A 24,847-nucleotide genomic window follows, 5' to 3' on the forward strand; every position below is an offset into this window, starting at 1 on the left:
TTGTTTAAGGATTTTAAAGTTGTTAAAGAACGTCCCGTTTATATTCAATTGAAAGATTATTTGAAGAAAATGATTATGAAAGGGCATTTGCTCGGGGATCAAAAAATCCCATCAACAAGGGAACTAAGTGAATTACTAAGTGTGAGTAGAAACACTGTACTCGCTGCTTATGCAGATTTAGAGCAAGAAGGACTCATTTATGCAGTTAAAGGAAAAGGGAACTTTGTTGCCAAGGTGGATATATCTAACACTTCGTCTGTTGAAATAGATTGGAAAAATAAACTTAATACAGTGACCGCATTAGCGGACGAATTAGATTTAATGAAACATGGTGTTCGTTGGGAAAAGGGAATGATTGTTTTTAATAGTATAGCCCCGGATGAGAAGCTATTTGATGTTGAAAATTTCAAAAGAGCTTTTCTTACTCGTATGTCCATTGAAGGGGACATCGTATTGAACTACGGATATGCAAAGGGATATAGACCGTTAATGAATTATTTACTTCATTACATGGAAATGAAAGGTGTAGACATTTCGAATAAAGATATTCTAATTACAAATGGATTTACAGAAGGATTGGATATTGTACTCTCTTCTTTATCAAAAAAATCCGGTCGTGTCATTTGTGAGAATCCAACTCACCATGCTGCACTTAAGCTTTTCCGTTTACATGGACTTGAAGTTCATGGGATTGATATGCATGAGGATGGTATTGATACGAATGAAGTTGAAAAAAGTTTGCGTGAAAAAGATTTTGATTTTGCTTATTTAATTCCTTCTTATCATAATCCAACCGGTATTGTTACGAGTTCAGAGAAAAGAACGGAATTGATGAGGTTATTCTCAAAATACAACGTTCCTATTATAGAGGACGGATTTAATGAAGAATTACGTTATTCAGGTTCACATTTAGCTCCATTATTAACTTTTGCGGGAGCTGGCAATAATGTGATTTATATTAGTAGCTTTTCAAAGGTGCTTTTCCCTGGTTTACGTGTAGGCTGGATTATTGCAGATAAAGAGCTGATTCATTATTTAGAAAGCGTAAAAAGAGCAAGAACGATTCACACATCTACGCTAGATCAAGCTGTTCTGTTTCAATATTTACATGAGGGATATTTTGAAAAATATTTAAAAAAGGCAAGGTCTGTTTATAAGAAAAAATATGAGTTAGCTGTCGGGGCATGTAACCAGTACATTCCTTTTAAAAGAATGACTGGAGATGGTGGACTTCATTTATTTATAGAGCTAGAAGAGCATATGAATGCCCGCACACTTTTACAAAAGTGTTATGAGAAAGGCGTTACGTTTTCACCTGGAGATGTTTTTTACTCTGATGGAGAAGGAGCAAACACTTTCCGATTAGGGTTTTCGCGCTTGAAAGAAGAAGAAATAGTTCGTGGAATTAAAATAATTGGTGATACATTAAAAAATGAAATTTGGAGTTGAGAAAATGAAAATCGGTGTTATTATGGGCGGGGTATCGTCTGAAAAACAAGTTTCAATTATGACGGGGAATGAAATGATTGCTCATTTAGATAAAAATAAGTATGAAATAGTTCCAATTACATTAAACGAAAAAATGGATTTAATTGAAAAAGCGAAAGACATTGACTTTGCATTGCTCGCATTACACGGAAAATACGGAGAAGATGGGACAGTTCAAGGAACACTGGAGAGTTTAGGGATTCCTTATAGCGGAAGTAATATGTTATCTAGCAGTATATGTATGGATAAAAATATTTCGAAAAAGATTTTACGTTATGAAGGTGTAGAAACACCAGATTGGATTGAACTTACAAAAATGGAGGATCTAAATCTTGATGAGTTAGATAAGTTAGGATTTCCATTAGTGGTAAAACCAAACTCTGGCGGATCGAGTGTCGGGGTGAAAATCGTTTACAATAAAAATGAATTGATCTCAATGCTAGAAACTGTATTCGAATGGGATTCTGAAGTAGTAATTGAGAAGTATATAAAAGGTGATGAAATTACATGTTCTATTCTGGATGGAAAACAGTTACCTATAGTTTCAATTCGACATGCAGCCGAGTTCTTTGATTACAATGCAAAATATGATGATACTAGTACGGTTGAGGAAGTTATCGAACTTCCAGCAGAAATTAAGGAACGTGTAAATAAAGCTTCACTTGCTTGTTATAAAGCATTAAAATGTAGTGTTTATGCAAGAGTTGATATGATGGTGAAGGACGGAATTCCATATGTAATGGAAATTAATACATTACCAGGGATGACACAATCAAGCCTATTGCCCAAAAGTGCAGAAGCAGCGGGAATTAGTTATAGCAAACTATTAGATATGATTATTGAAACATCATTAAAAGTTAGAAAAGAAGAAGGGTTTTAAGGGAATTATATAACGAATTTTTTTGACAGTTTCACGAAGTATGCTATGATGAATACATTATAAAAACAAAATATTTATCCACTAGGGGGGCCTTTTATAGGCTGAGATCAAATGTGATTTTGAGACTCTTAGTACCTGATCTGGTTAATGCCAGCGTAGGGAAGTGGGAAAGACGTTGCTATTTAATGAGTAAATAAATACTGTCAATTTCACTTTCTTTACGCCTGTAAAGAAAGTTTTTTTATTTTACAGCTTTAATAATTGTGGATAAATACTTATATTTTATACATTATTGGAGGGATTTAAATGACTTTTTCACAATCATTACGTAAAGAAGTAGATTCAATTTGGGAAGCGAGTTTTAACCATCCTTTTGTAAAAAAACTTGGTGAAGGAACATTAGATTTAGCTAGTTTTCGCTATTATGTGCTTCAAGATTCATATTATTTGAGTCATTTTGCTAGAGTACAAACTTTAGGAGCTGCAAAAGCTCTTGAATTAGAGACGACAGCTCGTATGGCACATCATGCTCAAAATACATATGAGGCCGAGTTATCTTTACATGAGAATTTTGCTAAAAAACTAGGGATAACGAAAGAAGAAAAAGATAATTTTATTCCTGCGCCAACTGCATATGCGTATACTTCACATATGTATCGTGCTGCGTATGAAGGGCATTTAGGAGATACCATTGCAGCAATTTTACCTTGCTATTGGTTGTATTATGAAATTGGCGAACGCTTAAAAGAGTGCCAGCCGGAAGAGCCAATTTATAACGAATGGATTTCTGCTTATGGATCTGATTGGTTCCGTACGCTAGTTGAAGAACAAATTACACGTTTAGATATTATCGCTGAAAAAGTAACAGAGGCAGATCGCAAACGTATGAAACAGCATTTTATTATTAGCAGTCAATATGAATATTCATTTTGGGAAATGGCTTATACATTAGAAAAGTGGCCAGTGGATACAGACGTAAAAGACGTAATTGGATAAAGAATAGAAGTAATGTTATAGATAGGTATGGATCATACCTATCTATATATTTTTTCTTGTCAAATTTGCGTAAAGTCATTAGTGCTACGGAAATGGCGAAATAGAATATCGATAATTTAGCTCATTTACTTGTCTACGCATTAACTGGATAAACTTCTGTCACATTTATTTTACAATCAAAGAACGTAAATGTTGGTGGTATGAAGTTAAATAAGAAAAGAAACCCGAGCTGTTAGCTGTAACGGAGTTGTTTTTTCTTTGCAGGAATTTCTATATTATCATGGAGTGTTGTTAATACGATATGCAAATATGCATATCGTATTTTTTTGAGTTCCTTATGTGTTAAAATTAGATATAAAGATATAAAAATATAAAGAAGCAAAAGCAGGAATATCCAATGAATTTTGAGAGGTGTTATATGTTTACAAATAAGAAATTAATTCGATTTGGTTTATCGTTGTTTGTATTTTTAGGAATCATTAATTTTACAATCAGCTATTTCCAAACATATCTTGAAACAGCAGCAGATATCAAATGGGTAATTCCAGAAATTTGGAAAACTATTTTGCTAGATGTTCCTCAAGGTATACTTGTTCTTTTAGGCGCAATTGCTTTATATGATTTCACAAAAGAGGCATCACAAAAAGACGCATCAATCTAAGTTTGTCTTTTTTCAATTAGCAATTTCATAGAGAGTTTTGCTGGAGAAATAGAATGAAAAGCCCTAATTAGGGTTTTTTTTGTTGGAATTTCATATCCGTCATAGAAACCGGTCACTTGGAGGTGTTATAGCGAAAGCCATTTACAGTACAGAAAAATCTAAGCAGCAGACGGAAATATATAGGACATGGCATCATAATTATTGAGAAATTAATTGAACTTAGTAAGTATGAAGATATGACGCTAGAATTCATATTTTTTAATTTTTATTTATCCCGCTATTTGCCGGGCAGTAAGCCCCCCACCTCAAAATTCAGCGGAAGCAAAGAAGTTAGGTAGGGGATGAACAAAACCCCACTGATTAAAGTTTCACTTTATAAAAATGAGCCCATAGTAAAAATAGGTATATGAACAAGGTGCATCATCTAGTGATAAGTCATACTTTGTTGGTGTACGTATTGAACTTAGTTTATAGCGCTATTTCTACTTAGATGTAACGAACAGGAATATAGGGAAGTATCGATGAGGTTGTATTTTATAAACGGAGGTTATGAAAATGAATCAGTTTCAACAAGAACTACAAGCGTTAAGCCTTAATGATTACCGGTCTGGAAATATTGTCTATTGGGACCAGCAAAACCAATATCCATATTACTATATTGAAGATGCTGCTCGTCGCTGTGGCGGTTGTGGTCGTTGTGGCGGTTGTGGTGGAGGTCGTTGTGGCGGCTTCCGTTGTGGTGGCTTCCGTTGTATTGGTTGCTTCGGTTGTTTTGGTTGCGGAGGCTGTGGCGGCTGTGGTGGTTGCTCTAACTGTTTTGATGGTTTTACTGATACTACCGGTACTATTGTAACGTATGAATATTGATAACATCTATCTTGCTAGTTGCGGGCAGTAACATCCCCCAAAAAATTCAGCGAGAGCAAAGAGAAGTTAGGTGGCGGACTGCCCATAAAAGCCCGATTGGTGAGAGCTGATTAAAGTTTCACTTTATCAATAAAAAAACATTAGTTATATGTACGTGCCGACAAAGAATATAGCCATTATTAATGGACATATTCAATCATTCAAGTGAAAGAGTAACAATAAGATATATAGATGTAATCAAGATGTGATGGATAAAGCAATGACTAGATTTAAAATCTAATCATTGTTTTTTTCTTATGGTTTTGTCATTAAATATCTGTCTAGTTTGGGCATTGCTTCCTTCTAGCTAACGAATTTATTACAACTTTGTAAGGTTAATGTAATGTTAATCGATAGTAAATGAAGATGCTTGAGTGTAATTTAAATAAGATTAAAAAGTACTGTTTATCTATAAAATAATCGGGTAAATAATATGTAATTAGGAAGTGTATGAATATGATTGAACTAAAATCTATTATCCATTCGTATAAACTAAAGAGAAAAATAGCTAAAGATTTATACGGAAAAAGAGATGAATTGACACTGTTATTAAATGAATTTAATAAAATGAAATGTACAGTAACATCTGAAAAGAAGAAAAACAATATATTATCTCGTTTGCAACTAATTTATCAAAATATGAAATTAGATAAGCAGTATCCTCTATCAGTTGCTTTTGATAGTAAATTATTGGAGCGATTAGAAAAAGAACCTCTACATACTATTGAGGATGGTGTAACATGTTTACATCTAATGTTAGATGTGAATTATGAGAAAATAAAACAATATGGTTCGAGTACAAGTAGGTCATTTGTTCCATTATCACAGTCTTCTATTTGTCTTGCTGATTGTATTTGTTTAACAGGAGTTGTAGTAGGTTTACTAGGAGCAATTTCATTTGGGGGATTACTGTTATCTATATGTTCAATTACATAAAGGTTGATATTTGTAAAAAGGGCACCGAATTAAGGTGTTCTTTTTTGGTTTTTTTGTAAAGATATTGTAAATGATAAGTACAATGCATTAATTATAATGTATAATTTGAATGTATCGAAATTCAAATATAGTAGAGGTGTTATACATGATAATTACTTTGAATTTTTAAAAGAGTCGGTTTGATAATAATTTATGTAGATAAACAGTTTTTACGTTTCTTTTAAATACTTGGTTTAAATGGATTAGATTAAGTAACTATTGTTCTAGCTTTTTGATAATCAAGACAACTGAAGAAAGGAAGCAATCATTTTATGAAAAAATTAAGGCTGCTAACATTTGAAAATATAGTAGAACCCCTTTTAAATGAAAAGGTATCATTTATATACTTTCCTATTGAATGGCTGGACATCGTAGAGATACATTATAAGACATTTTTATTAACGAGTAAGTTGAAACGTTTGAATGAAAGATTGTATGATATGTTTTCGGATATATTGTTTATTCAGCATAACCCGTACGTATTAAATGAAAATACACCATGGATTGTATCGAAAGAACCTATTAGACAAGAGCAGCTCGATTATATTTTTCAAAGTTGGTATGAGATTATTCATGATTGGAAACCAAATAGATTAGTAGAACCACCAAAATATGAATGGCAATCCGATTTGATTTCTCATTTGCCAGTACTACATGATAATGAAACGTATTCTAAGTGGGTGCCCGCTTTAATCTCACATATTTTTTGTGAGCGTCCTATATATTTAGAAAATACAAATGCAGAAGAAATCTATTTTTCCCCTCTTAGATCACAAAATATTTGTGAGGCGATGTCAGGGCCGATAAAAGATGAAAAAACACAAGATTTTTTCTCCTATGTATATCGATTCGAATGCATAACCCGCGGTGGTGAGAACGCTCCATTATTAAATATTTCAATAGGGATTCGGAGATTTTATCAAGAATATAATCATCCAGATATTCCTTTACTTTTAAGACGGAAACGAGGCATGATATTGATTTCTACCTCAGAGTTTGCGTCAAATAATAAAAAAATACGGTTTGTAAAACTAAAAATACAACAAGCTACAACCGGCATGAAATGGATTAAGATATTTAGAAATTTAAAAGATGATTTTCAAATAGGGGGAGAGGTGGATTTAGACCATATTCTCCAATATCCGAAAGATTATATTGTAGGAGAAAATAAAAGGGTGTTATTTCCATACAATGAGAGAATTTATAAAGTTCAAGGTACTAAAATAGAACCGGGTATAACAGTAAAGGAAAGAGAGTATTTATTTAAAGAATTTCAGCGTAAATTCTCTTATTTCACAATACTTCCAGAATGTAAAAAGGTAGCTACAAATAACAAAAATGAATTATTTCCTTTATTTGCCCCAAAAGGATTAGAGACATTAACATTAGAAGTTTGGTCTGAAGATATAGTGCTGGAAATAGAACAAACATTACTTGAGAGTCAAATTGTTTTGACTAAAGTTGGTGAAAATTCTTATGTATTGAATACAGATTTTCCAGTGTTATTAAAGATTGTGAGATACAATATTGAAAAGGTGTTACAAAATCCATATAAAATGCAATATTGCCAAAAATATAAAACAAATCTTGTAGATGATGTTACGAAAGCTGTCTATGCTACCGCGGGCGAGCGCAGTGATGCGACATTAGCATTAATCGCATTGAAAAATTGTGATGGACGAGAAAAAATTGATCCAAAACAAATCATTAGAGAGGGATTTGCACGAGCAAACCGTATTTCAACATTTATTAATTTATTTATAGGCCAAAGTGTATCTCGTAAAACAATTGTAAATAGTGTTTTTAGTTTATTAGAGCAAAAAGGATTTTTGAAGCGTAGTTGGAATAAGATAAATTTACCTTGTATATATGTTAATTTATCAATTGAACGAATATCGAAATTTGATTTCTTACCTATTCTTTCAAAAATAAAAGGAAAAGAAATTTTATATAAATTATATGGGAATACAGAATGGCAAACGATTGATTACGTATTATTAAATATAAATAAACATAATGCATTTTTACCACAACCATCAAAGAGAAATGATATGGGAGCTCTTTTTAAACAATATGTTTCCGAAACATTAATGGAAATTGTACAATATGCAAAAGAACAAAATGAACAAGTTTATTTCATTGTAGATGCAAATTTGAGAAGGTATTGGATAAAAGAGTTACAAAATAAAGAAATTAATACAGATATTTTACCTGATATTGTTCCAGAGGTGTTAAAGGTTCCAAATTTAAATATTATTAGAATAAATACAGGTTTTGATGTACCAAGTTACGGTGTAATAGAATCTGATGATGCTCTAGATAGCATTGGCTTATATACAGATCAAAAAGGGATGTATTATAGCACTGGTGAATATTCACTTAATTGTAGTGGGATTTTTCAGCGATATATACTTGAAATTTTACCATTGGGTGTAAAACCTGTAGAAAGGGATTATATCGCTAAAATGATACATTACATGTGCTGTAATTCTAGTATGCTTTCGAAAAAGAATGTACACATTACATATTCCATGCATATGGAAAAAGTAATAAAGAGTTATATTACTGACATAGATGCAAGAGAGTTTAAAGAATTTGATGATGAATTGGATGTAGATGTAGTAAAAGTAGAAAAGAAAGATTCAATTATTCTACTTTAAATACTAGTAAACAAATCCTGCTCGTTATATCGATCAGGATTTGTCATTTTTTTATGTAAATAAGGATATCCTTTGTCAAGTATCTTTTCGTTTACATATTTACTTTATGTGCAGACAGGATTAATATGTTTTTTAGAAATACAAAAACTATTTCATATGGAAAAACGATTTTTATTAATTGAAAAAATTTGAAAGGAATGGGGAATTGTGAAGAAATTAGATGTGCTCTTAATGCTATTGAGCGGCCTCTTTCCAATTGCAGGACTTACAAAGCAAATCCCTCTAGAACAATCTATATATATTGGAGGGCTTTTATTTTTTACTAGTTTCGGTAGTTATTTTGCTAAAAAGATGTATTCACGTATATGCAGTTGGATAGCTTATGCGCCATTTATAACACTACTGTTAGTTATTTGGCATCAAGATATTGCAACAAGCTCAATCATAGCAAATGCGAAAATTGCTGCATGTGTCGCGTTAATTCCATGTTTATTCCGTTTTCGTACATATGGACTTACTTTGGGCTTATTCTCATTATGGGCCGCTTTACTATGGGATATAAAAGAAGTACAGTCGTTAGTCATACTTGAACGCATAACGAGTTTAATGACAAGCCATTATGTATATATATTACTATTAATTGGAGGACTTGTATTAGGAGGATTACTTGCGATGTTCATTCACCGCAAAGAGAAAGATAATCAAGAAAATATAAATCTACTTGGACCAAAAAAGAAACGCAAAAGATTATCAATTAAGATTCGACTTCCAAGATTGCCGAAATTAAAGATGAAACTATTTAAGTTTGGTGGGAAAGAATCTAAAAGTAAAATGCCAGAAAAGATCCATGAGTATAAGTACGAAGAACCAGTTGCAACATATGAAATGACAGAGCAAATAGATCCATACAAAGAAAATGCAGTTCAAGGTCAAACAAGGATGGAACGCCGAAGAAATAGGTATAATGCATAATGAGGTTTAATAACCCCGTAATGACTTATCTTAATATTGATAAATCATTACGGTTTTTTTATGTAATGAAATGAAGGTTGCTAATGTGGGGGGAACAGCATATTTTATAGGTGGGAACCAAAATGAAATAAGGGGAGGATAAAATGCTTATCATTACATATATATCTGCTTGTATATTATTCTTAGTTAGTTTTTTACATGTATATTGGGCTTTCGGAGGTAATTGGGGGACAAATAGTGTTATTCCAACTAAAGCAGGGGAAAAGGCGTTTACACCTCGTGCCGGAATGACATTGGTCATTGCATTATTATTAAGTATGGCAGCAATAATTTTGTTGCAACAAGCAAATATTGTTCATTTTGCAGTTCCTAATGTTATTATTCAAGTCGGTTCCTGGATTTGTATGATCGTCTTTTCTATTAGAGTAATTGGTGAATTTAACTATTTTGGTATCTTTAAACGACAAAAAGATACGCACTTTGCAAGAATGGATACCGGTTTATATATTCCACTTTGTGCATTTTTATCTTTATCTTTCTTATTAGCAATAATTTTGTGAGTGAATAATAGTAGTTTCCGTGCTCAAAATATATATAAACGTGAGAAATCTAAGAGGTAAATAAAAAGGATGTAAGCGCCTTCTTGTCGAAATGTAAATTATTATGAAAGGCGGTGACACTATGAAGTATGTAAAAGTTAGTATGAATGGCGGAAGTGAACATAAATTCTCAATGACTTTAGATCGGTTTGAAGAACTTATTACTACAGAGAATGGGATATTAGAAAATAAATTAGTATGTATTGAAAATGTAATGATTAATCCTACTAATATATCTTCTGTAGTTGAAAAAATTGGTGTACCGGCTAAGTTTATGGAAGCTTAAAATCTTTAGATAAAAAACATCCATTGAGGATGTTTTTTAATTTATAAATATGAAATTGTGCAGTGAAATTTTGAGTAGATTTTTTAGCAATGACTGTGCATATATTAAGTACCTGAACATGTTGCTTAATACATGCACGAAATAATAAGCACAAGCATATATTATGTAGTAGGACAAGATCTTCGTGTCCTACTTAATACTCAGAAAAAACCTCTAATCACATAAGAGCAGCTAATTGCAGGGTGCTCTTATTTTTTATGAAAATCTACTATGAGCCTTATTTTATAGTAGGATGCAATAATAAAGGGCTATTTTGAAATAGTGTTTTTTAGCCTTTAATTTTAAATTTATCTTTAACGTTAATAAATATTAAAAATAATATGATAGCAGAAATTAAGTTAGATAAGTAGAAATTTTGATGAAACAGTAGTTCAAAGATGACATCGAAAGTAACGAATAAGGCAATAGCAGGTAGTATGCAAATAAATATAAATCTCCAATTTTTTAAGTAATGTTTATAATTTGTAAGTACTTTATCCATAAATATAGCTCCTATATTTTTGTTTTTATATAATTATACATTTAGATACAAGGATTTTCAAAGTAAAAATATTTAGCAATTCAAAAATATAAGGAGAGCTTTTGTTGAAAATCCAGATTGCTGTAGTAATCTGGATTTGACTTTAAAGAACTATACTAAAATGATACACTATAATCTACGTTATTTTTGAAATGAATAGAGGGATTTGTGTGATAGATAAAATTAAAAATGCTGTAGAGGATATGTACGAAGATGAGGCTAAAGATTTACTTCAAAGTATTCTCATACAGTTAAACTTATTAGAAGAAAACTATAGTGAAGATACAATTAAAAATTTGATGGATATTCCGAAACAATTAACAAGTAATCCTACTTATAAAAGGAATGTAAAAGACAGTACGCACGTACATATTGCTTTTGATGATTCAACGGCTGGTTGCTTAAAATATATGTTAAGTCAAGAAGAATTATTTGAAGAGAGTGTTGTTGCTTTTTCGGAATTTTTTTCAATTGGACCGATATATAGGTTGCATACGAATGAGGGGCAACTAGCAAGACAGGAGTGGTTAATAAATAACTTAACTGCTTATGATAGTTATTTTGAAGAAGAATATTTATCAAGATTTATAGCAACTATAGAAGAACTACATACTATTCCTGTTGAAACACCTATTACAATTTGGAAGGCTGATAATGCACATGAACATGTAGGCCTAAGTTTTGTAATAACACAATTAAAGGATAAGAAAAACATTCGAGTTATTAATACGTCTGAAGCAAGTAGAGAAATATTAAAACAAGAGTATGATATTCGTGGAACGGGAGAATTACCACCTGAAAGTTTAGCTCTATTCCAAAAAAGTTTTATAAAGTTACCTTATTTAACTGAAGAGAAGCGAATGAAGTTTGAACATGAGTGGGATAGATTATCGGAAAGCATAGAATGTTTAAGAGTGTGGAAAGAAAATGAAGTGCATTTTGTACAAGAAGATTATTTTGATCAATTTATAATTGAATGCGCGAAAAGTGTGGGTGCTGATCGAGAGTTCCTCAAAGCTCCTAGAGTAATTGGTGAAGCACTTGGTCTTGTTGAACAATTGGTTGGAGATACATTCTTAGAATATCGCTTGAAACAATTAATTAAACAAGAAGTATTTGAATTTGAAGGTTCGTTAGATGAAATGCGTTTTTATAGTGTGAAGTTAAGGAAATAATAAACACATTCTATTTTTGAAAGGCTCGTATTTTTAATAATACGAGCTTTTTAAGTTGAATTTGGGCTATACATAAGCTTCCTAGAGAGGGCATATCACATATGAATGATAAAGGTAATGAATGAAAAGAAGGTGATTTGTTAATATGTATAACCAACAAAATTATCCATATGATCAAGCGATGTATTATAATCCACAAAACTACGGGTATGAACCTACAAATGAAGTGAGAGATATTGAACAAGAAGATTACAGACCAGATGATGCGGAGGATGCTCCAACGTCACCACCACCGTCACAAGCGCCATCGTTACCGTCTACATTTGCTTCTCCGGCACAACCAGGCAATATGAAATCATGGATGTGTAACTGTTTAGGAAGATGGGGCTATTTACGTTTACATCGTCCTGGGCCTTTTGGAAGAGATTTATGGTTCTTTCCGACTGAAGTGAGAAGAAACGGAGTATCAGGTTACACTTGGCAGGGTGGTCGTCGTCGTAAAGTAAGTTATCGCTATCAACAAATTAGTAATTTTATGTGCTTCGCATAAAGAGAGGTGGGAGAGTAAAACGATTGTACTCTCTCACTTTTTTATTTTTCAATATACGAAGTAAGATTTTGATTAAAAATTTACAATTTTCACGTTTTTATTAGAGTATAATGCATATGTTGGTTGGTTTTCAAAAACAAATGAGAGTGAGGGAATACAATGTCAATGAAAAACAAAGTTGGGTTAAGCATAGAGGATGGCATTAATTTAGCTTCAGCTCAGTTTAAAGAAGATGCGTATGAAATTTATAAAGAATCGCGAAAAAAACAACCTATATTATTTGTAAACCAAGTTGAAATCGGTAAAGAATGGCTCATTACTAGATATGAAGATGCTCTGCCACTTTTAAAAGATAATCGTTTAAAAAAAGATTGGACAAATGTATTTTCTCAAGATACAAAGAACATGTATCTTTCCGTTGATAATAGTGACCACTTAACAACACATATGCTAAATTCAGATCCACCTAACCACAGTCGTTTACGATCTTTAGTTCAAAAAGCTTTTACACCGAAGATGATTGCACAATTAGACGGAAGAATTCAGAGAATAGCAGATGATTTGATAAGTGATATAGAGCGAAAAGGTACATTAAATCTTGTGGATGATTATTCATTTCAATTACCAATTATTGTAATAAGTGAGATGCTCGGTATTCCAAAAGAAGATCAAGCGAAATTTAGGATTTGGTCTCATGCTGTTATTGCATCACCAGAAACACCTGAAGAAATAAAAGAGACTGAAAAACAACTATCTGAATTTATTACATATCTTCAATATTTAGTTGATATTAAAAGAAAAGAGCCAAAAGAAGACTTGGTGAGTGCTTTAATACTTGCAGAGAGTGAAGGGCATAAACTTAGCGCTCGGGAACTATATTCAATGATAATGCTATTAATTGTCGCAGGACATGAGACGACAGTGAATTTAATTACAAATACGGTATTAGCACTTCTTGAAAATCCAAATCAATTACAGTTATTAAAAGATAATCCAAAACTAATTGATTCGGCTATTGAGGAAGGATTGCGTTATTATTCTCCAGTTGAGGTTACAACTGCAAGGTGGGCAGCGGAACCTTTTCAAATTCACGACCGAACAATTGAAAAAGGAGATATGGTTGTCATTGCCTTAGCTTCTGCAAACCGTGATGAAACTGTATTTGAAAACCCAGAAGTATTCGATATTACTCGAGAAAATAATCGTCATATTGCCTTTGGTCATGGTAGCCATTTCTGTTTAGGCGCTCCACTTGCGAGGTTAGAAGCAAAGATTGCTATTACTACTTTGTTTAATCGAATGCCTGAACTACAAATAAAAGGGAATCGTGAAGAAATTAAATGGCAAGGGAACTATTTAATGCGTTCTTTAGAGGAATTGCCTTTAACTTTCTAGAATAGTTAAAAGGAGACATGCATACATCGAAAATGATTTACATAGAGTATGTATGTGTTATTTAAATTCGAAACGGAAGGGTGAAGACATCCCAATGATCAACTAATTCTATTTGTAAGAGATCTTCGTTAAAAAACGAAATATTCTTCTGAATAGGGTTAGTCTGTACATTTATAGAAAAGGGATGTATTTCGCTCTGCGAATATATTGTCTTTTTATATGATTTGTGCTGCCTCCTGTTCAGAACATGAAATAGGAGGCTTTTTTATGTCGACAAATGTAGTAACGAAACAAAACAATGGGGTATCACAAGTATTAAAAAATCGGTTTGTACAAGGGATTTTAGCATCAGCATTATTTTTACAAATAGGAATATGGGTTCGAAACTTTGCGGTATTACTATATGTAATGGAAATGACAAAAGGTGATGCTTTTGCTATTTCTATGATTTCAGTTGCTGAATTCGCTCCAATTTTTATTTTTTCATTTATTGGCGGTACCTTTGCTGATAGGTGGAAGCCAAAGAAGACAATGATATGGTGTGAAACGTTAAGTTCCATTTCAGTATTCGCTGTATTAATTACGCTTATGTTTGGAACGTGGAAAATTGTGTTTTTTGTGACACTCATCTCTGCAATCCTTTCACAGTTTTCACAACCATCTGGAATGAAGTTGTTTAAACAACATTTATCAACGGAACAAATTCAATTAGCGATGTCTATATATCAAACGATATTTGCAATATTTATGGTATTAGGACCAATTCTAGGGACATTTATCTTTCATAGTTTTGGAATTTATATTTCAATCATCATAACAGGTATCTCGTTTTTACTTGCGGCAGTTGTATTGTTATTTCTTCCGAAAGATCTTGAAAACGACGTAGAAAAGAAAGATATCACTCTGCTGCAGGAGATGAAGGATGGTATTAAGTATGTCAAAAAGAAAAAAACATTAACTTTGCTAGGGCTTTGCTTTATGGCTGCAGGACTAGGTATAGGATTAATTCAACCATTAGGTATATTTATTGTGACTGAGCAGCTAGGATTATCAAAAGAGAGTTTACAGTGGCTACTAACAGTAAATGGTGCGGGAATGATTGTTGGCGGAGCATTAGCAATGGTATTTGCGAAAAACGTTGCTCCGCAAAAGATGTTAATTATCGGTATGCTTGGTCAAGCAATTGGTATTGGCATTATAGGATATTCTACAAATTTATGGGTGACACTTACAGCTCAGCTTTTTAGTGGCTTAGCTCTTCCTTGTATCCAAATTGGTATTAATACGCTTATTATTCAAAATAGCGATACCGATTTTATAGGTCGTGTAAATGGTATTTTAAGTCCGCTATTTACCGGTTCAATGGTAGTAACGATGAGTATAGCTGGCTCATTAAAAGAGATGTTTTCATTAAGTATGATGTATGAAGGGACGGCTTTACTTTTTATAATTGGATTATTGTTTATTTTACCTATATACAATTTAAAGCCAGTAATAGCGGTAGAAAGTGAAATAAGTGGTAAAGGAAGTGCTGTACAAAATGAATCCTAATCCAAATATTAAATACCCTATTGAAGGAAATCAAAACGTTCAATTTATAAAAAATACAATAACAAAACCTAATATACTTGTTGGTGACTATTCTTATTATGATGCGAAAGATGGAGAAACATTTGAAAATCGAGTATTACATCATTATGAATTTCTTGGGGATCGCCTTACTATTGGAAAGTTTTGTTGTATTGCATCTGGAGTTAACTTTATTATGAACGGAGCGAATCATCGGATGGATGGATTTTCGGCATATCCATTTAATATCTTTGGAAATGGGTGGGAGAAGTATACACCTAGTTTGTCTGATTTACCTTACAAAGGCGATACAGTTATAGGAAATGACGTTTGGATTGGTATGGACACAACTATTATGCCCGGAATAAAAATAGGAGATGGTGCAATCATTGCAGCTAAATCTGTTGTGACTAGAGACGTCGCACCATATACAATTGTTGGTGGAAATCCAGCAAATAAAATAAAAGAGAGATTTTCAAATGAAATAATAGAAGAATTATTACAAATTCAATGGTGGCATTTTGACATTGAAAAAATAACTGAAAATATAGATGTGATTGTACGAGGAGATATTGAACCATTAAGAAAGCTAAAAAGGGAATAAAAAATGCATGACAAAGAGTATCATACCTCCGAATTTTGTTAATGATAATAGAACAAGGAGGTGTGATACTATGGCACAAGACGTTTTATGTGAAGTAAATAACTGTAAATTTTGGGCGAACGGTAATAAATGTAGTGCAGAGGCAATTTACGTAGTAAGTCATAAAGGTAAACATGCATCTACAACGGAAGAAACAGATTGCAAAACTTTCGATCCAGAAGTATAAATGTTTGAAGGGTAGCCAAATCGTGGTTGCCCTTTTATTAATTATAGTATTGATAATAAATATCATTTTCATTCATTGTTTTTAACTTTTCTTGTTATTTTTTCATATTTTTTTCATAAGTGATGTAATCCAACTCAATTCATGTTCAATTCGTGATTTACTAAATTCAATGACTTCAGTAATAAAAGATGAGGTAACATCTAGAGACTGAATAGCAGTAAGCTGATTATATAGTACGTTTTGACGTACAGTCAAAATCTCTTTTCTATCCTCATAGTCAAGTTTTTCAAATAGCGCAATACGAACAAGAAATTCTGTATTGTTTGTCGCAAGTTTTTCGGGAAACTCTCGTAACATTTCAGAAAAAATTTCTTCTCCTGTTTCTGTTATATCGTACATATTTCGGTTTGGTTTTCCGACTTGTTTATGTATTTTTTTCGTTATAGCACCCATATTTTCAAAGCGCCGAAGGGCAGGATAAAGCATGTTGTGATTTAATTCGAAATTTTCACCTAAACGATTTTGAACATTTTTTTTAATTTCATATCCATGTTTTGGTCCTGTCGTTAATTCTGCTAGTAGTAAAATGTCAACGTACATAAAAATCCCCCTTATATATTTCTCAAGTTCTCTAATGAAAAATCCCCTTTGGTATATGTTAAAATAACATATGATAGTTTATACAACTTTGGACTGCCGACCTATCACTTTTATTGTAAAAGAAAAGGGAGGAAAGAACTATGGCTTCACCTGAAAATGTTATTTTAGTTCATGAAATTTCAAAGCTGAAAACAAAAGAAGAATTATGGAATCCATATGAATGGTATCGTTTGATGAGGGATAATCACCCAGTTCATTATGATGAAGAGCAGGATGTATGGAATGTTTTTTTATATGATGATGTAAATCGTGTTTTATCAGATTATCGCTTATTTTCAAGTAGAAGGGAGCGCAGACAATTCTCAATCCCTCCTTTAGAAACTAGAATAAATATAAACTCTACAGATCCACCAGAACATCGCAATGTACGTTCCATTGTTTCTAAGGCATTTACTCCAAGAAGTTTAGAACAGTGGAAACCTCGAATACAGGCTATCGCAGATGAACTTGTACAACATATCGAAAAATGTAGTGAAGTTAATATCGTTGAACAGTTTGCTGCACCTTTACCTGTTACCGTTATTTCCGATTTATTAGGAGTCCCAACAACAGATCGTAAAAAAATGAAAGAATGGTCTGATATTTTATTTATGCCGTATAGTAAAGAAAAGTTTAATGATCTGGATGCCGAGAAAGGGATAGCATTACATGAATTCAAAGCATACCTTCTACCGATTGTTCAGGAAAAGAGATATCATTTAACCGATGATATCATTTCTGATTTAATTCGAGCTGAATATGAAGACGAAAGATTAACCGATGAAGAAATTGTAACCTTTTCATTAGGTTTACTAGCGGCTGGGAATGAAACCACTACAAATTTAATTGTTAATAGCTTTTATTGCTTTTTAGTAGATTCACCTGGAATTTATGAAGAGTTAAGAAAAGAACCTAACTTAATTTTAAAAGCGATTGAGGAAGTATTACGCTATCGCTTTCCTGTTACATTGGCCCGGAGGATTACAGAGGATACAAATATATTTGGTCCTTTCATGAAAAAGAATCAGATGATTGTTGCGTGGGTTAGTGCAGCGAATTTAGATGAGAAAAAATTTTCACAAGCCTCTCAATTTAATGTACATCGAACAGGAAATGAAAAGCATTTAACCTTTGGGAAAGGTCCTCACTTTTGCTTAGGAGCACCACTTGCACGTTTAGAAGCTGAGATTGCATTAACTACCTTTATAAATGCTTTTGAAAAAATAGAGCTATCTCCATCTTTCTGTTTAGAAAAATGTATATTGGAAAATGAACAAACATTAAAATACTTACCTATTCGATTGAAAGCCAAATAAAAATCTTAACAAGGTGCATACATTTGCATCTTGTTTTTTTGTTTCTCAATTGTGAGTTTTCGGCAATTACCTTAATATGGAATTGTATAAAACGTAGAGGAGGATTCTTATGTTGACTTGTAATGGAAGTAAATCATTTCAAAAGTTTATTAAAGGTGTTACAAATCTTATGGAAAACGGTTTATTTGAAGAAGAAATAGTGTGTGGCATTGAAAAGTTACTAGAAGAACTTTTAGAAAAGAAAACATGGCTTCCGTTAGATAAACAGAAGGCCAATTTGACTCAATATGCACGACATTTATTGTATGAAGATCCGCTCAAACGTTTTGAAGTACTAGCTCTCGTATGGAAAGATGGACAATCTACACCTTTACATGACCATGACGGCACATGGGGAGTAGAAGGCGTTTTTTCAGGAAGGATTATGGTGAAGAACTTTATACAAACGAAACAACTTGGAAATTCACTTGTTTATTTAACACATACAGGAAATCTTTATTTGGGAGAAGGAGAAACAGATAAAGTAATTCCACCAGCGGATTGTCATATTCTTGAAATTAGCAAAAATGAAAGCGTTATTACGATTCATGTCTATGGAAAACGGCTAGAAAAGTTTAAAGTATATATCCCAACTGAAGAAAAAAATGTGTACATGTGTGAGACAAAATACATTAGTTATAATTCATAGTTTAAAATCCAAAGCTTTTTTAAAAAGAAAAGCTTTGGATTTTATTTTTAATTATTTCTTGACCTGAAACGCTTTTCATAAATTATAAATAAGAAGTACCTCACGAGGATTGTATGAAAACGATACCTAATAATTAATTAGAACTCGTGTATTTATAGAAAGTGGTGAAGAAATAATGAAATTAATCGCAATTGATTTAGATGGAACTCTTCTTTCGGGGAATAAAATGATAAGTAAAGAAAATGCAGAAGCAATTCGAACATGTCAAGAAGCTGGCCATGTTGTAGCAATTTGTACAGGACGTTCTATTGTTGACATTGAGCGATTATTGTTAGAAGTTAATTTAGAGTGTCCAATCATTGCGGAAAATGGGGCTCTTATATATAAAGATAAAAAAATGATGAAGAGATATCCAATTCAAAATATGCAGGCACTTGAAATTGTAGAATATCTTGAAGAGAATGGTTTATATTATCAGCTTTATACTGATAAAGGTGTGTATGTACCGGATTATGGAGTAGAGAGTGTACGTAATGAAATTGAGTATATGAAGAATTCAAAAGAAAATTTCGACTTGAAAGAGTTAGAAACAATCGCAGCATTATATCTTGAGCATACAGCGTTTCATAGTGCGGAAAGTTGTAAACCAATTGTAGAAACAGATATACATGTGCATAAACTATTACCATTTTCTTATGATATTGAGAAATTAAAAAAACTAAAAGAAACATTTCTTCATAATACAGATTTAGCAATTACATCTTCATATTGGCACAATTTAGAGATTAATCATCGAGATGCTCAAAAAGGGAATGGATTATATACTTTAGCAGAACATCTTAATATTCCGGTTGAAAATACTGTAGCGATAGGTGATGGACTAAACGATGTTTCTATGATGGAAAAAGCGAACATATCAATTGCAATGGGGAATGCAGTAGAAGAAATAAAAGCAATGTGTAAATACGAAACGTTATCAAATGAAGAACATGGTGTGGCACATGCTTTATATAAATATGTAATGTAAATAAAAAAGAAAAAAGAATCCATTTGGATTCTTTTTTCTTTTTTATTAGGGGTAAGGTATTCTATGAGATTCATAGAAGCCTTATTACATTTTATTATATAGAATATATTGGAATAAATGTTTATATTTTTCATAAAAATTGTGAATATTTTATGAACTTTATACTTATTGCATGTTTATATCGCTATTAGTAACGTGTATGACTCTCGAGTAAAAATTCAGTGAATGTAAGAAGGAATTCAAGTTATCTAGATAATAAGTGAGGAATCAACGAAATATATACTAATTAAAGGTATATTCAGTATATATATTCTTTTCTTGTTTTAATTGAAAAATAAAATTTGTTCGAATAATTATTCTACAGCTATATACCTACACTAGCTTTCTTCGTATAATGGAGAAGTATGAATTTTAGATTTGTATTAATTTTACATATTGAGGTGAAAAAGGAATGAATTCGCGGCTAATGGAACTTATTGATGTGAGTACAATAGAAACCATGGCAGAACAATTTTATAAATTAACTAACATATCACATCAACTTCTTGATGCTGAAAAAGAGTGTGTTTTTTCATTCGGAATGAATGAGATAAAAAAGAGTAAACTTCCAAAGATTGAAATCCCCATTTTCTTATACAATCAACATTTAGGATCTTTTGTTGTATGGTCCAAAAAAAGTGAAATTTTCAGTTGTCAAAAATACTTTGAAATGCTCTCAAGTTTAATTTTAGATGGTGCAATAAAAGTATTTCAAAGTAAAAATACAACGTTGCTTTCTCGGAAAGAAGAGGAACTACATACGATTTTACAAAACATGCCTGTTATGGTCGATGCGCTTGATTATAATGGAGATTTTGTTTTGTGGAATCGAGAATGCGAAATTGTAACAGGTTATACCGCTGAAGAAATAATTGGAAATCCCAATGCACTGCAATTATTGTATCCTGATCATAATTATCGCCATCAAATACAAAAGAAATTTTTAACTTGTGGAAAAAATTTCAGAGATTGGGAAATGCACTTAACATGTAAAAATGGTGAAATCAAAACAATAATGTGGTCGAATATATCAGAACAGTTTCCTGTAACAGGATATAGTTATTGGGCTGTTGGTGTAGATATTACACATTTAAAAGCGATAGAAGAGCAGTTAAAACAACAAACATCTGAACTGGAATTAATTTTTAAAGCTTTACCAGATTTATGTTTCTTAACAGAAGATGATGGCACAATTATAGATTACAAGGCAGGATCTCCTACAAAGTTTTACGTACCCGCAGAAACTTTTATGGGAAAAAAGTTTTATGAAGTATTACCAACGTCAGTAGCACAGCAGTTTCAGGAAGCCATTAATCAAGTGAAGGAAAAAGGAACGAATGTAATTGTAGAATATCCACTCACACTTAATGGAAGTATTGATTTCTTTGAGGCTAGGTGCTTACCATTATTACATGATAAAATTATGATTATTGTACGCGACATTACAGAGCGAAAAAAGACAGAAGAATTGCTAAATAAATCAGATACGCTTGCAGCAATTGGTCAATTAGCAGCTGGCGTGGCTCATGAAGTAAGAAATCCTTTAACTGTAATTAAAGGTTTTATACAGTTATTCCAAATTAATAAAGAAGATCAAGAAAGATATTTTGATCTTATGCTTTCTGAAATTGAAAGGATAGAAGCAATCCTGCAAGAATTTCTATCAATCGCTAAAACAGATGAGATAAATACAGAAAAGAAAAATATTTATCGAATTTTTAAAAATGTCGTATCGTTAATGAATACAAAGGCAATTATGAAAAATATTCAAGTTGAACTATTTACGGATGACAAAGATATAATTATTGAATGCTCAGAAAATCAATTGAAACAAGTATTTATTAATATTTTGCAAAATTCAATCGAAGCTATGCCAAATGGTGGGGAAATTTCAATTCACATAAAAGAAATAAATGATGATGGTGTCATCATTCATGTAATAGATGAAGGAATAGGAATACCTGAAGAAAGAATTAAGAGATTAGGTGAACCTTTTTATAGTACGAAAGAAAAAGGGACTGGTATTGGATTAATGTTAAGTTATAAAATTATTGAAAGTCATCGAGGGACAATTAGTATCATGAGCGAGGTTGGTGTCGGGACAACAGTAACTATTTACTTACCGAAAGTACTAAGTAAACAATCTCTTTCTAATTGTGACGACAAATGTATAGCAATACGCACTAGTAGTAATTCTTAAATCAATTAATACCCAATAACAAAGCGATTAGTGAAAACTAAGCTTTTTGTTATTGGGTATTTTTTATATTTAATTTAGTAAACTTTACCTTTTCTTTACCTTTGTTTTAATTTCTATTAAGTTTTAAACATTATATTAATATTTGTACAAAGCAATGTATAGAAATTGTACATTACTTTTAATATAGAAATGTGATTATTATTTGAAATATTGTAAGGAGGAGATTATGACAAGGTGAAAAAGCAAGAGAAGAAAAGTGGTAGAGTAGTACCTCTCCGGTTAAATATTTTATTCCTTTGTGTATTTTTATTATTTTCTGGCATTATTATTCAGTTAGGGAAAGTGCAAATTTTTGATGGAGAAACATATAAAAATGAAGTAGAGAAGAGAGAAAATGCAACCGTGGGCCTTTCTGTACCACGTGGGAAAATATTTGATCGTGAAGGAAATCCAGTAGTTGATAATAAGTCTTTACGTACGATTACATATACAAAGGTGAAAGGTGTAAAACAAGAAGAAATATTAAAATCAGCAAGACAACTTGCAGATATTATTGAAATGCCACAAGAAGATATAGATAAGTTAACTGAGACTGATAAGAAAGACTTTTGGATGCAATTAAATCCAGAACTTGCTCAAGACTTAGTATCAAAAACAGAAATAGATAAGTTCCGAGATAAGGATATTACCGGAAAAGAGCTAGACAAAAAAATAGAAGATTTAAAAAGGAAACGCGTTACAGATAAAAATCTTCAAGAACTAACGGCTAAAGATATAGAAGTGTTAGCTATTAAAAGTAAAATGACCTCAGGTTTTCAAATGGCACCTCAAATTATTAAAAAGGACGTTAGTGAACAGGAATATGCGGTGATTAGTGAAAATTTAGCGAACCTTCCAGGAGTAGACGCATCAGTTGATTGGGAGAGAATCTATGTAAATGATGGATTATTCCGTTCTGTCCTTGGTAACGTTTCAAATGCTGATGAAGGATTGCCACGTGAACGATTAGATTATTATTTAGTGCGTGATTATAGCCGAAATGATAGGGTCGGCAAAAGTTATATCGAACAGCAATACGAAGATGTACTTCATGGTACAAAAAAAGAAGTAAGAAGCATTGCTGATAAACAAGGAAATACTATTAGAACGGAAACGGTTTCGGAAGGGAAAAGCGGTAAAAATTTAACTTTAACAATAGATATGGAATTGCAAAAAAAAGTAGAGGAGAGCATAGAAAAAATATTAAAACAATATAAAGGATCAGAATCAATGTTAGACCGTGCTTTCGTAGTAATGATGAATCCGAAAAATGGCCAAGTATTATCGATGGCTGGGAAAAGGCTTGTAGAAAAAGACGGGAAAATGGAAGTTGAAGATTATGCTTTAGGCACGCTGACAAGTTCATATGAGCTTGGATCAACGGTTAAAGGTGCGACAGTGTTAACAGGGTTTGAAACAAATGCAATAACTCCTGGAACACATTTTTATGATGCACCTATGAAATTTAAAGGAACTAAGGAAAAGAAGTCTTGGAAAAATTTTGGTGATATAGACGATCTAAGAGCGTTACAAGTTTCTTCAAACGTTTATATGTTTAATATAGCATTAAAAATTGCTGGCGTGGGTTATGTGAAAAATAGTTCACTAGATATTAAACAAGAATATTTTGATAAAATGAGGTATTATTTCAGGCAATTTGGACTAGGCGTACAAACTGGTATTGATTTACCAAATGAAACCGCAGGGCAAATTGGAAGAAAAGATAATCAGCCTGGTTTCTTATTAGATTATTCTATTGGACAATATGATACGTATACACCACTTCAGCTTGCACAATATATTTCGACTATCGCAAATGGAGGGTATCGAATGAAACCACAAATTGTTCAAGAGATTAGAGAACAAACCGTTCAAAAAGATGAGGTTGGTAAAGTAGTACAATCAATAGAACCCGTTGTTTTAAATAGAATCGATATGAAACAAGAATATATTAATCAAGTAAAAGAAGGATTTAGAAAAGTATTTCAAGAGGGAGATGGAACGGGAGTAAGAGCATTCCAAAAAGCACCATATAAACCAGCTGGTAAAACAGGGACCGCACAAACTGTATATGGTGGAGAAAATGAAATTGGGCGAAATGCGAAAGGTGATCGTAGAGAATGTTATAACTTAACATTGGCTGGATATGCGCCATATGATGATCCAGAAGTAGCATTTTCTGTTGTAGTACCATGGGTTGAAAATGATAAATCGGGCATTAACTCCGATATTGGAAAAGAAGTTTTAGATGCTTATTTTGATTTGAAAAATAAGAGATTAACTGGTGAAGCGCCAAAAACAGATGCCTCTAAAGAGAATTAAAATGTACGAAACGTCTCTAGCATTCCTGTAAACTAGAGGCGTTTTTATCTGGGAA

General features: G+C 32.2%; 23 protein-coding genes, 1 pseudogene and 1 riboswitch. Of the genes and pseudogenes, 22 read left to right on the forward strand and 2 right to left on the reverse strand.

Annotated elements, in window-relative coordinates:
- The 11 genes and pseudogenes from pdxR (at nt 1) to GD442_RS12300 (ending at nt 10,423) form a co-directional block, all read left to right on the forward strand.
- The gene (gene pdxR / locus GD442_RS12255) at nt 1–1,449 is read left to right on the forward strand and encodes a MocR-like pyridoxine biosynthesis transcription factor PdxR (RefSeq protein WP_000471644.1); all 1,449 of its coding nucleotides are present in this window, start codon (nt 1–3) and stop codon (nt 1,447–1,449) included.
- Between the two features lie 4 nt (nt 1,450–1,453).
- On the forward strand, nt 1,454–2,368 hold the full coding sequence (gene ddlB / locus GD442_RS12260; protein ID WP_002041179.1) for a D-alanine--D-alanine ligase: 915 nt from the start codon (nt 1,454–1,456) through the stop codon (nt 2,366–2,368).
- A gap of 73 nt (nt 2,369–2,441) precedes the next feature.
- Nucleotides 2,442–2,547, forward strand: a riboswitch (TPP riboswitch).
- Between the two features lie 127 nt (nt 2,548–2,674).
- Nucleotides 2,675–3,364, forward strand: a complete 690-nt coding sequence (tenA, locus tag GD442_RS12265; RefSeq protein ID WP_000144517.1) for a thiaminase II — start codon at nt 2,675–2,677, stop codon at nt 3,362–3,364.
- Between the two features lie 397 nt (nt 3,365–3,761).
- Entirely contained in the window at nt 3,762–4,025 is a 264-nt protein-coding gene (locus tag GD442_RS12270; RefSeq protein ID WP_002082716.1) for a DUF3937 domain-containing protein, read from the forward strand.
- A gap of 555 nt (nt 4,026–4,580) precedes the next feature.
- Nucleotides 4,581–4,892 carry a heterocycloanthracin/sonorensin family bacteriocin gene (locus GD442_RS12275; protein ID WP_001071365.1) on the forward strand — a complete coding sequence of 104 codons (312 nt, stop codon included), beginning with the start codon at nt 4,581–4,583 and terminating at the stop codon, nt 4,890–4,892.
- A 145-nt stretch (nt 4,893–5,037) separates the two neighbouring features.
- A pseudogene (locus GD442_RS27745) lies at nt 5,038–5,172 on the forward strand (site-specific integrase); the annotation flags it as partial.
- Between the two features lie 209 nt (nt 5,173–5,381).
- Nucleotides 5,382–5,867: a hypothetical protein gene (locus tag GD442_RS12280; RefSeq protein WP_002041181.1), complete on the forward strand. Its 486-nt coding sequence runs from the start codon at nt 5,382–5,384 to the stop codon at nt 5,865–5,867.
- Nucleotides 5,868–6,178: 311 nt separating this feature from the next.
- Entirely contained in the window at nt 6,179–8,566 is a 2,388-nt protein-coding gene (locus GD442_RS12285; protein WP_086408045.1) for an RNaseH domain-containing protein, read from the forward strand.
- A gap of 207 nt (nt 8,567–8,773) precedes the next feature.
- On the forward strand, nt 8,774–9,538 hold the full coding sequence (locus GD442_RS12290; RefSeq protein ID WP_000732180.1) for a DUF3959 family protein: 765 nt from the start codon (nt 8,774–8,776) through the stop codon (nt 9,536–9,538).
- A gap of 143 nt (nt 9,539–9,681) precedes the next feature.
- Entirely contained in the window at nt 9,682–10,098 is a 417-nt protein-coding gene (locus GD442_RS12295) for a DUF3995 domain-containing protein (RefSeq protein WP_000905568.1), read from the forward strand.
- 121 nt (nt 10,099–10,219) lie between these two features.
- Nucleotides 10,220–10,423 carry a hypothetical protein gene (locus GD442_RS12300; protein ID WP_000878369.1) on the forward strand — a complete coding sequence of 68 codons (204 nt, stop codon included), beginning with the start codon at nt 10,220–10,222 and terminating at the stop codon, nt 10,421–10,423.
- Nucleotides 10,424–10,751: 328 nt separating this feature from the next.
- Here the strand turns inward: GD442_RS12300 and GD442_RS12305 are convergent, their stop codons facing one another.
- Nucleotides 10,752–10,964 carry a hypothetical protein gene (locus GD442_RS12305; RefSeq protein ID WP_000362067.1) on the reverse strand — a complete coding sequence of 71 codons (213 nt, stop codon included), beginning with the start codon at nt 10,962–10,964 and terminating at the stop codon, nt 10,752–10,754.
- A gap of 209 nt (nt 10,965–11,173) precedes the next feature.
- On the opposite strand from GD442_RS12305, the gene GD442_RS12310 reads away from it, so the two are divergent.
- From GD442_RS12310 to GD442_RS12335, 6 genes are all read left to right on the forward strand, one after another.
- A complete protein-coding gene (locus tag GD442_RS12310) occupies nt 11,174–12,178 on the forward strand; it encodes a DUF1835 domain-containing protein (protein ID WP_000565682.1) in 1,005 nt (334 codons plus the stop codon).
- A 145-nt stretch (nt 12,179–12,323) separates the two neighbouring features.
- Nucleotides 12,324–12,728: a hypothetical protein gene (locus GD442_RS12315; RefSeq protein ID WP_000282687.1), complete on the forward strand. Its 405-nt coding sequence runs from the start codon at nt 12,324–12,326 to the stop codon at nt 12,726–12,728.
- Between the two features lie 159 nt (nt 12,729–12,887).
- Nucleotides 12,888–14,123 carry a cytochrome P450 family protein gene (locus GD442_RS12320; RefSeq protein ID WP_000062131.1) on the forward strand — a complete coding sequence of 412 codons (1,236 nt, stop codon included), beginning with the start codon at nt 12,888–12,890 and terminating at the stop codon, nt 14,121–14,123.
- 267 nt (nt 14,124–14,390) lie between these two features.
- Nucleotides 14,391–15,674 carry an MFS transporter gene (locus GD442_RS12325; protein ID WP_000106401.1) on the forward strand — a complete coding sequence of 428 codons (1,284 nt, stop codon included), beginning with the start codon at nt 14,391–14,393 and terminating at the stop codon, nt 15,672–15,674.
- The gene (locus GD442_RS12330; RefSeq protein ID WP_001069204.1) at nt 15,664–16,296 is read left to right on the forward strand and encodes a Vat family streptogramin A O-acetyltransferase; all 633 of its coding nucleotides are present in this window, start codon (nt 15,664–15,666) and stop codon (nt 16,294–16,296) included. Before GD442_RS12325 ends, GD442_RS12330 begins: the two co-directional genes overlap by 11 nt.
- 70 nt (nt 16,297–16,366) lie before the next feature.
- Nucleotides 16,367–16,522 carry a DUF1540 domain-containing protein gene (locus GD442_RS12335; protein WP_000046095.1) on the forward strand — a complete coding sequence of 52 codons (156 nt, stop codon included), beginning with the start codon at nt 16,367–16,369 and terminating at the stop codon, nt 16,520–16,522.
- Nucleotides 16,523–16,624: 102 nt separating this feature from the next.
- On the opposite strand, the gene GD442_RS12340 is transcribed toward GD442_RS12335, so the two are convergent.
- Complete coding sequence (locus GD442_RS12340) at nt 16,625–17,122, reverse strand: PadR family transcriptional regulator (protein ID WP_000289127.1); 498 nt, start codon at nt 17,120–17,122, stop codon at nt 16,625–16,627.
- 140 nt (nt 17,123–17,262) lie between these two features.
- On the opposite strand from GD442_RS12340, the gene GD442_RS12345 reads away from it, so the two are divergent.
- The 5 genes from GD442_RS12345 (at nt 17,263) to GD442_RS12365 (ending at nt 24,792) form a co-directional block, all read left to right on the forward strand.
- Nucleotides 17,263–18,477, forward strand: a complete 1,215-nt coding sequence (locus GD442_RS12345) for a cytochrome P450 (protein WP_086408046.1) — start codon at nt 17,263–17,265, stop codon at nt 18,475–18,477.
- Between the two features lie 109 nt (nt 18,478–18,586).
- Nucleotides 18,587–19,165, forward strand: coding sequence for a cysteine dioxygenase family protein (locus tag GD442_RS12350; protein ID WP_000954442.1), 579 nt, complete (start codon nt 18,587–18,589; stop codon nt 19,163–19,165).
- Nucleotides 19,166–19,340: 175 nt separating this feature from the next.
- Nucleotides 19,341–20,192 carry a Cof-type HAD-IIB family hydrolase gene (locus GD442_RS12355; RefSeq protein WP_159365100.1) on the forward strand — a complete coding sequence of 284 codons (852 nt, stop codon included), beginning with the start codon at nt 19,341–19,343 and terminating at the stop codon, nt 20,190–20,192.
- Nucleotides 20,193–20,643: 451 nt separating this feature from the next.
- The gene (locus GD442_RS12360; RefSeq protein ID WP_001088555.1) at nt 20,644–22,431 is read left to right on the forward strand and encodes an ATP-binding protein; all 1,788 of its coding nucleotides are present in this window, start codon (nt 20,644–20,646) and stop codon (nt 22,429–22,431) included.
- 234 nt (nt 22,432–22,665) lie between these two features.
- Nucleotides 22,666–24,792, forward strand: a complete 2,127-nt coding sequence (locus tag GD442_RS12365) for a peptidoglycan D,D-transpeptidase FtsI family protein (protein WP_000743775.1) — start codon at nt 22,666–22,668, stop codon at nt 24,790–24,792.
- Nucleotides 24,793–24,847: the final 55 nt, after the last annotated feature.

This window comes from Bacillus sp. A260, assembly GCF_009861435.1.
Classification (GTDB): Bacteria; Bacillota; Bacilli; order Bacillales; family Bacillaceae_G; genus Bacillus_A; species Bacillus_A cereus.

Coding starts and splice junctions, on each gene's coding strand:
- ddlB (WP_002041179.1), top strand. CDS start 1,454: ATGAAAATCGGTGTTATTATGGGCGGGGTATCGTCTGAAAAACAAGTT.
- tenA (WP_000144517.1), top strand. CDS start 2,675: ATGACTTTTTCACAATCATTACGTAAAGAAGTAGATTCAATTTGGGAA.
- GD442_RS12270 (WP_002082716.1), top strand. CDS start 3,762: ATGAATTTTGAGAGGTGTTATATGTTTACAAATAAGAAATTAATTCGA.
- GD442_RS12275 (WP_001071365.1), top strand. CDS start 4,581: ATGAATCAGTTTCAACAAGAACTACAAGCGTTAAGCCTTAATGATTAC.
- GD442_RS12280 (WP_002041181.1), top strand. CDS start 5,382: ATGAATATGATTGAACTAAAATCTATTATCCATTCGTATAAACTAAAG.
- GD442_RS12285 (WP_086408045.1), top strand. CDS start 6,179: ATGAAAAAATTAAGGCTGCTAACATTTGAAAATATAGTAGAACCCCTT.
- GD442_RS12295 (WP_000905568.1), top strand. CDS start 9,682: ATGCTTATCATTACATATATATCTGCTTGTATATTATTCTTAGTTAGT.
- GD442_RS12300 (WP_000878369.1), top strand. CDS start 10,220: ATGAAGTATGTAAAAGTTAGTATGAATGGCGGAAGTGAACATAAATTC.
- GD442_RS12305 (WP_000362067.1), bottom strand. CDS start 10,964: ATGGATAAAGTACTTACAAATTATAAACATTACTTAAAAAATTGGAGA.
- GD442_RS12315 (WP_000282687.1), top strand. CDS start 12,324: ATGTATAACCAACAAAATTATCCATATGATCAAGCGATGTATTATAAT.
- GD442_RS12320 (WP_000062131.1), top strand. CDS start 12,888: ATGTCAATGAAAAACAAAGTTGGGTTAAGCATAGAGGATGGCATTAAT.
- GD442_RS12325 (WP_000106401.1), top strand. CDS start 14,391: ATGTCGACAAATGTAGTAACGAAACAAAACAATGGGGTATCACAAGTA.
- GD442_RS12330 (WP_001069204.1), top strand. CDS start 15,664: ATGAATCCTAATCCAAATATTAAATACCCTATTGAAGGAAATCAAAAC.
- GD442_RS12335 (WP_000046095.1), top strand. CDS start 16,367: ATGGCACAAGACGTTTTATGTGAAGTAAATAACTGTAAATTTTGGGCG.
- GD442_RS12340 (WP_000289127.1), bottom strand. CDS start 17,122: ATGTACGTTGACATTTTACTACTAGCAGAATTAACGACAGGACCAAAA.
- GD442_RS12345 (WP_086408046.1), top strand. CDS start 17,263: ATGGCTTCACCTGAAAATGTTATTTTAGTTCATGAAATTTCAAAGCTG.
- GD442_RS12350 (WP_000954442.1), top strand. CDS start 18,587: ATGTTGACTTGTAATGGAAGTAAATCATTTCAAAAGTTTATTAAAGGT.
- GD442_RS12355 (WP_159365100.1), top strand. CDS start 19,341: ATGAAATTAATCGCAATTGATTTAGATGGAACTCTTCTTTCGGGGAAT.
- GD442_RS12360 (WP_001088555.1), top strand. CDS start 20,644: ATGAATTCGCGGCTAATGGAACTTATTGATGTGAGTACAATAGAAACC.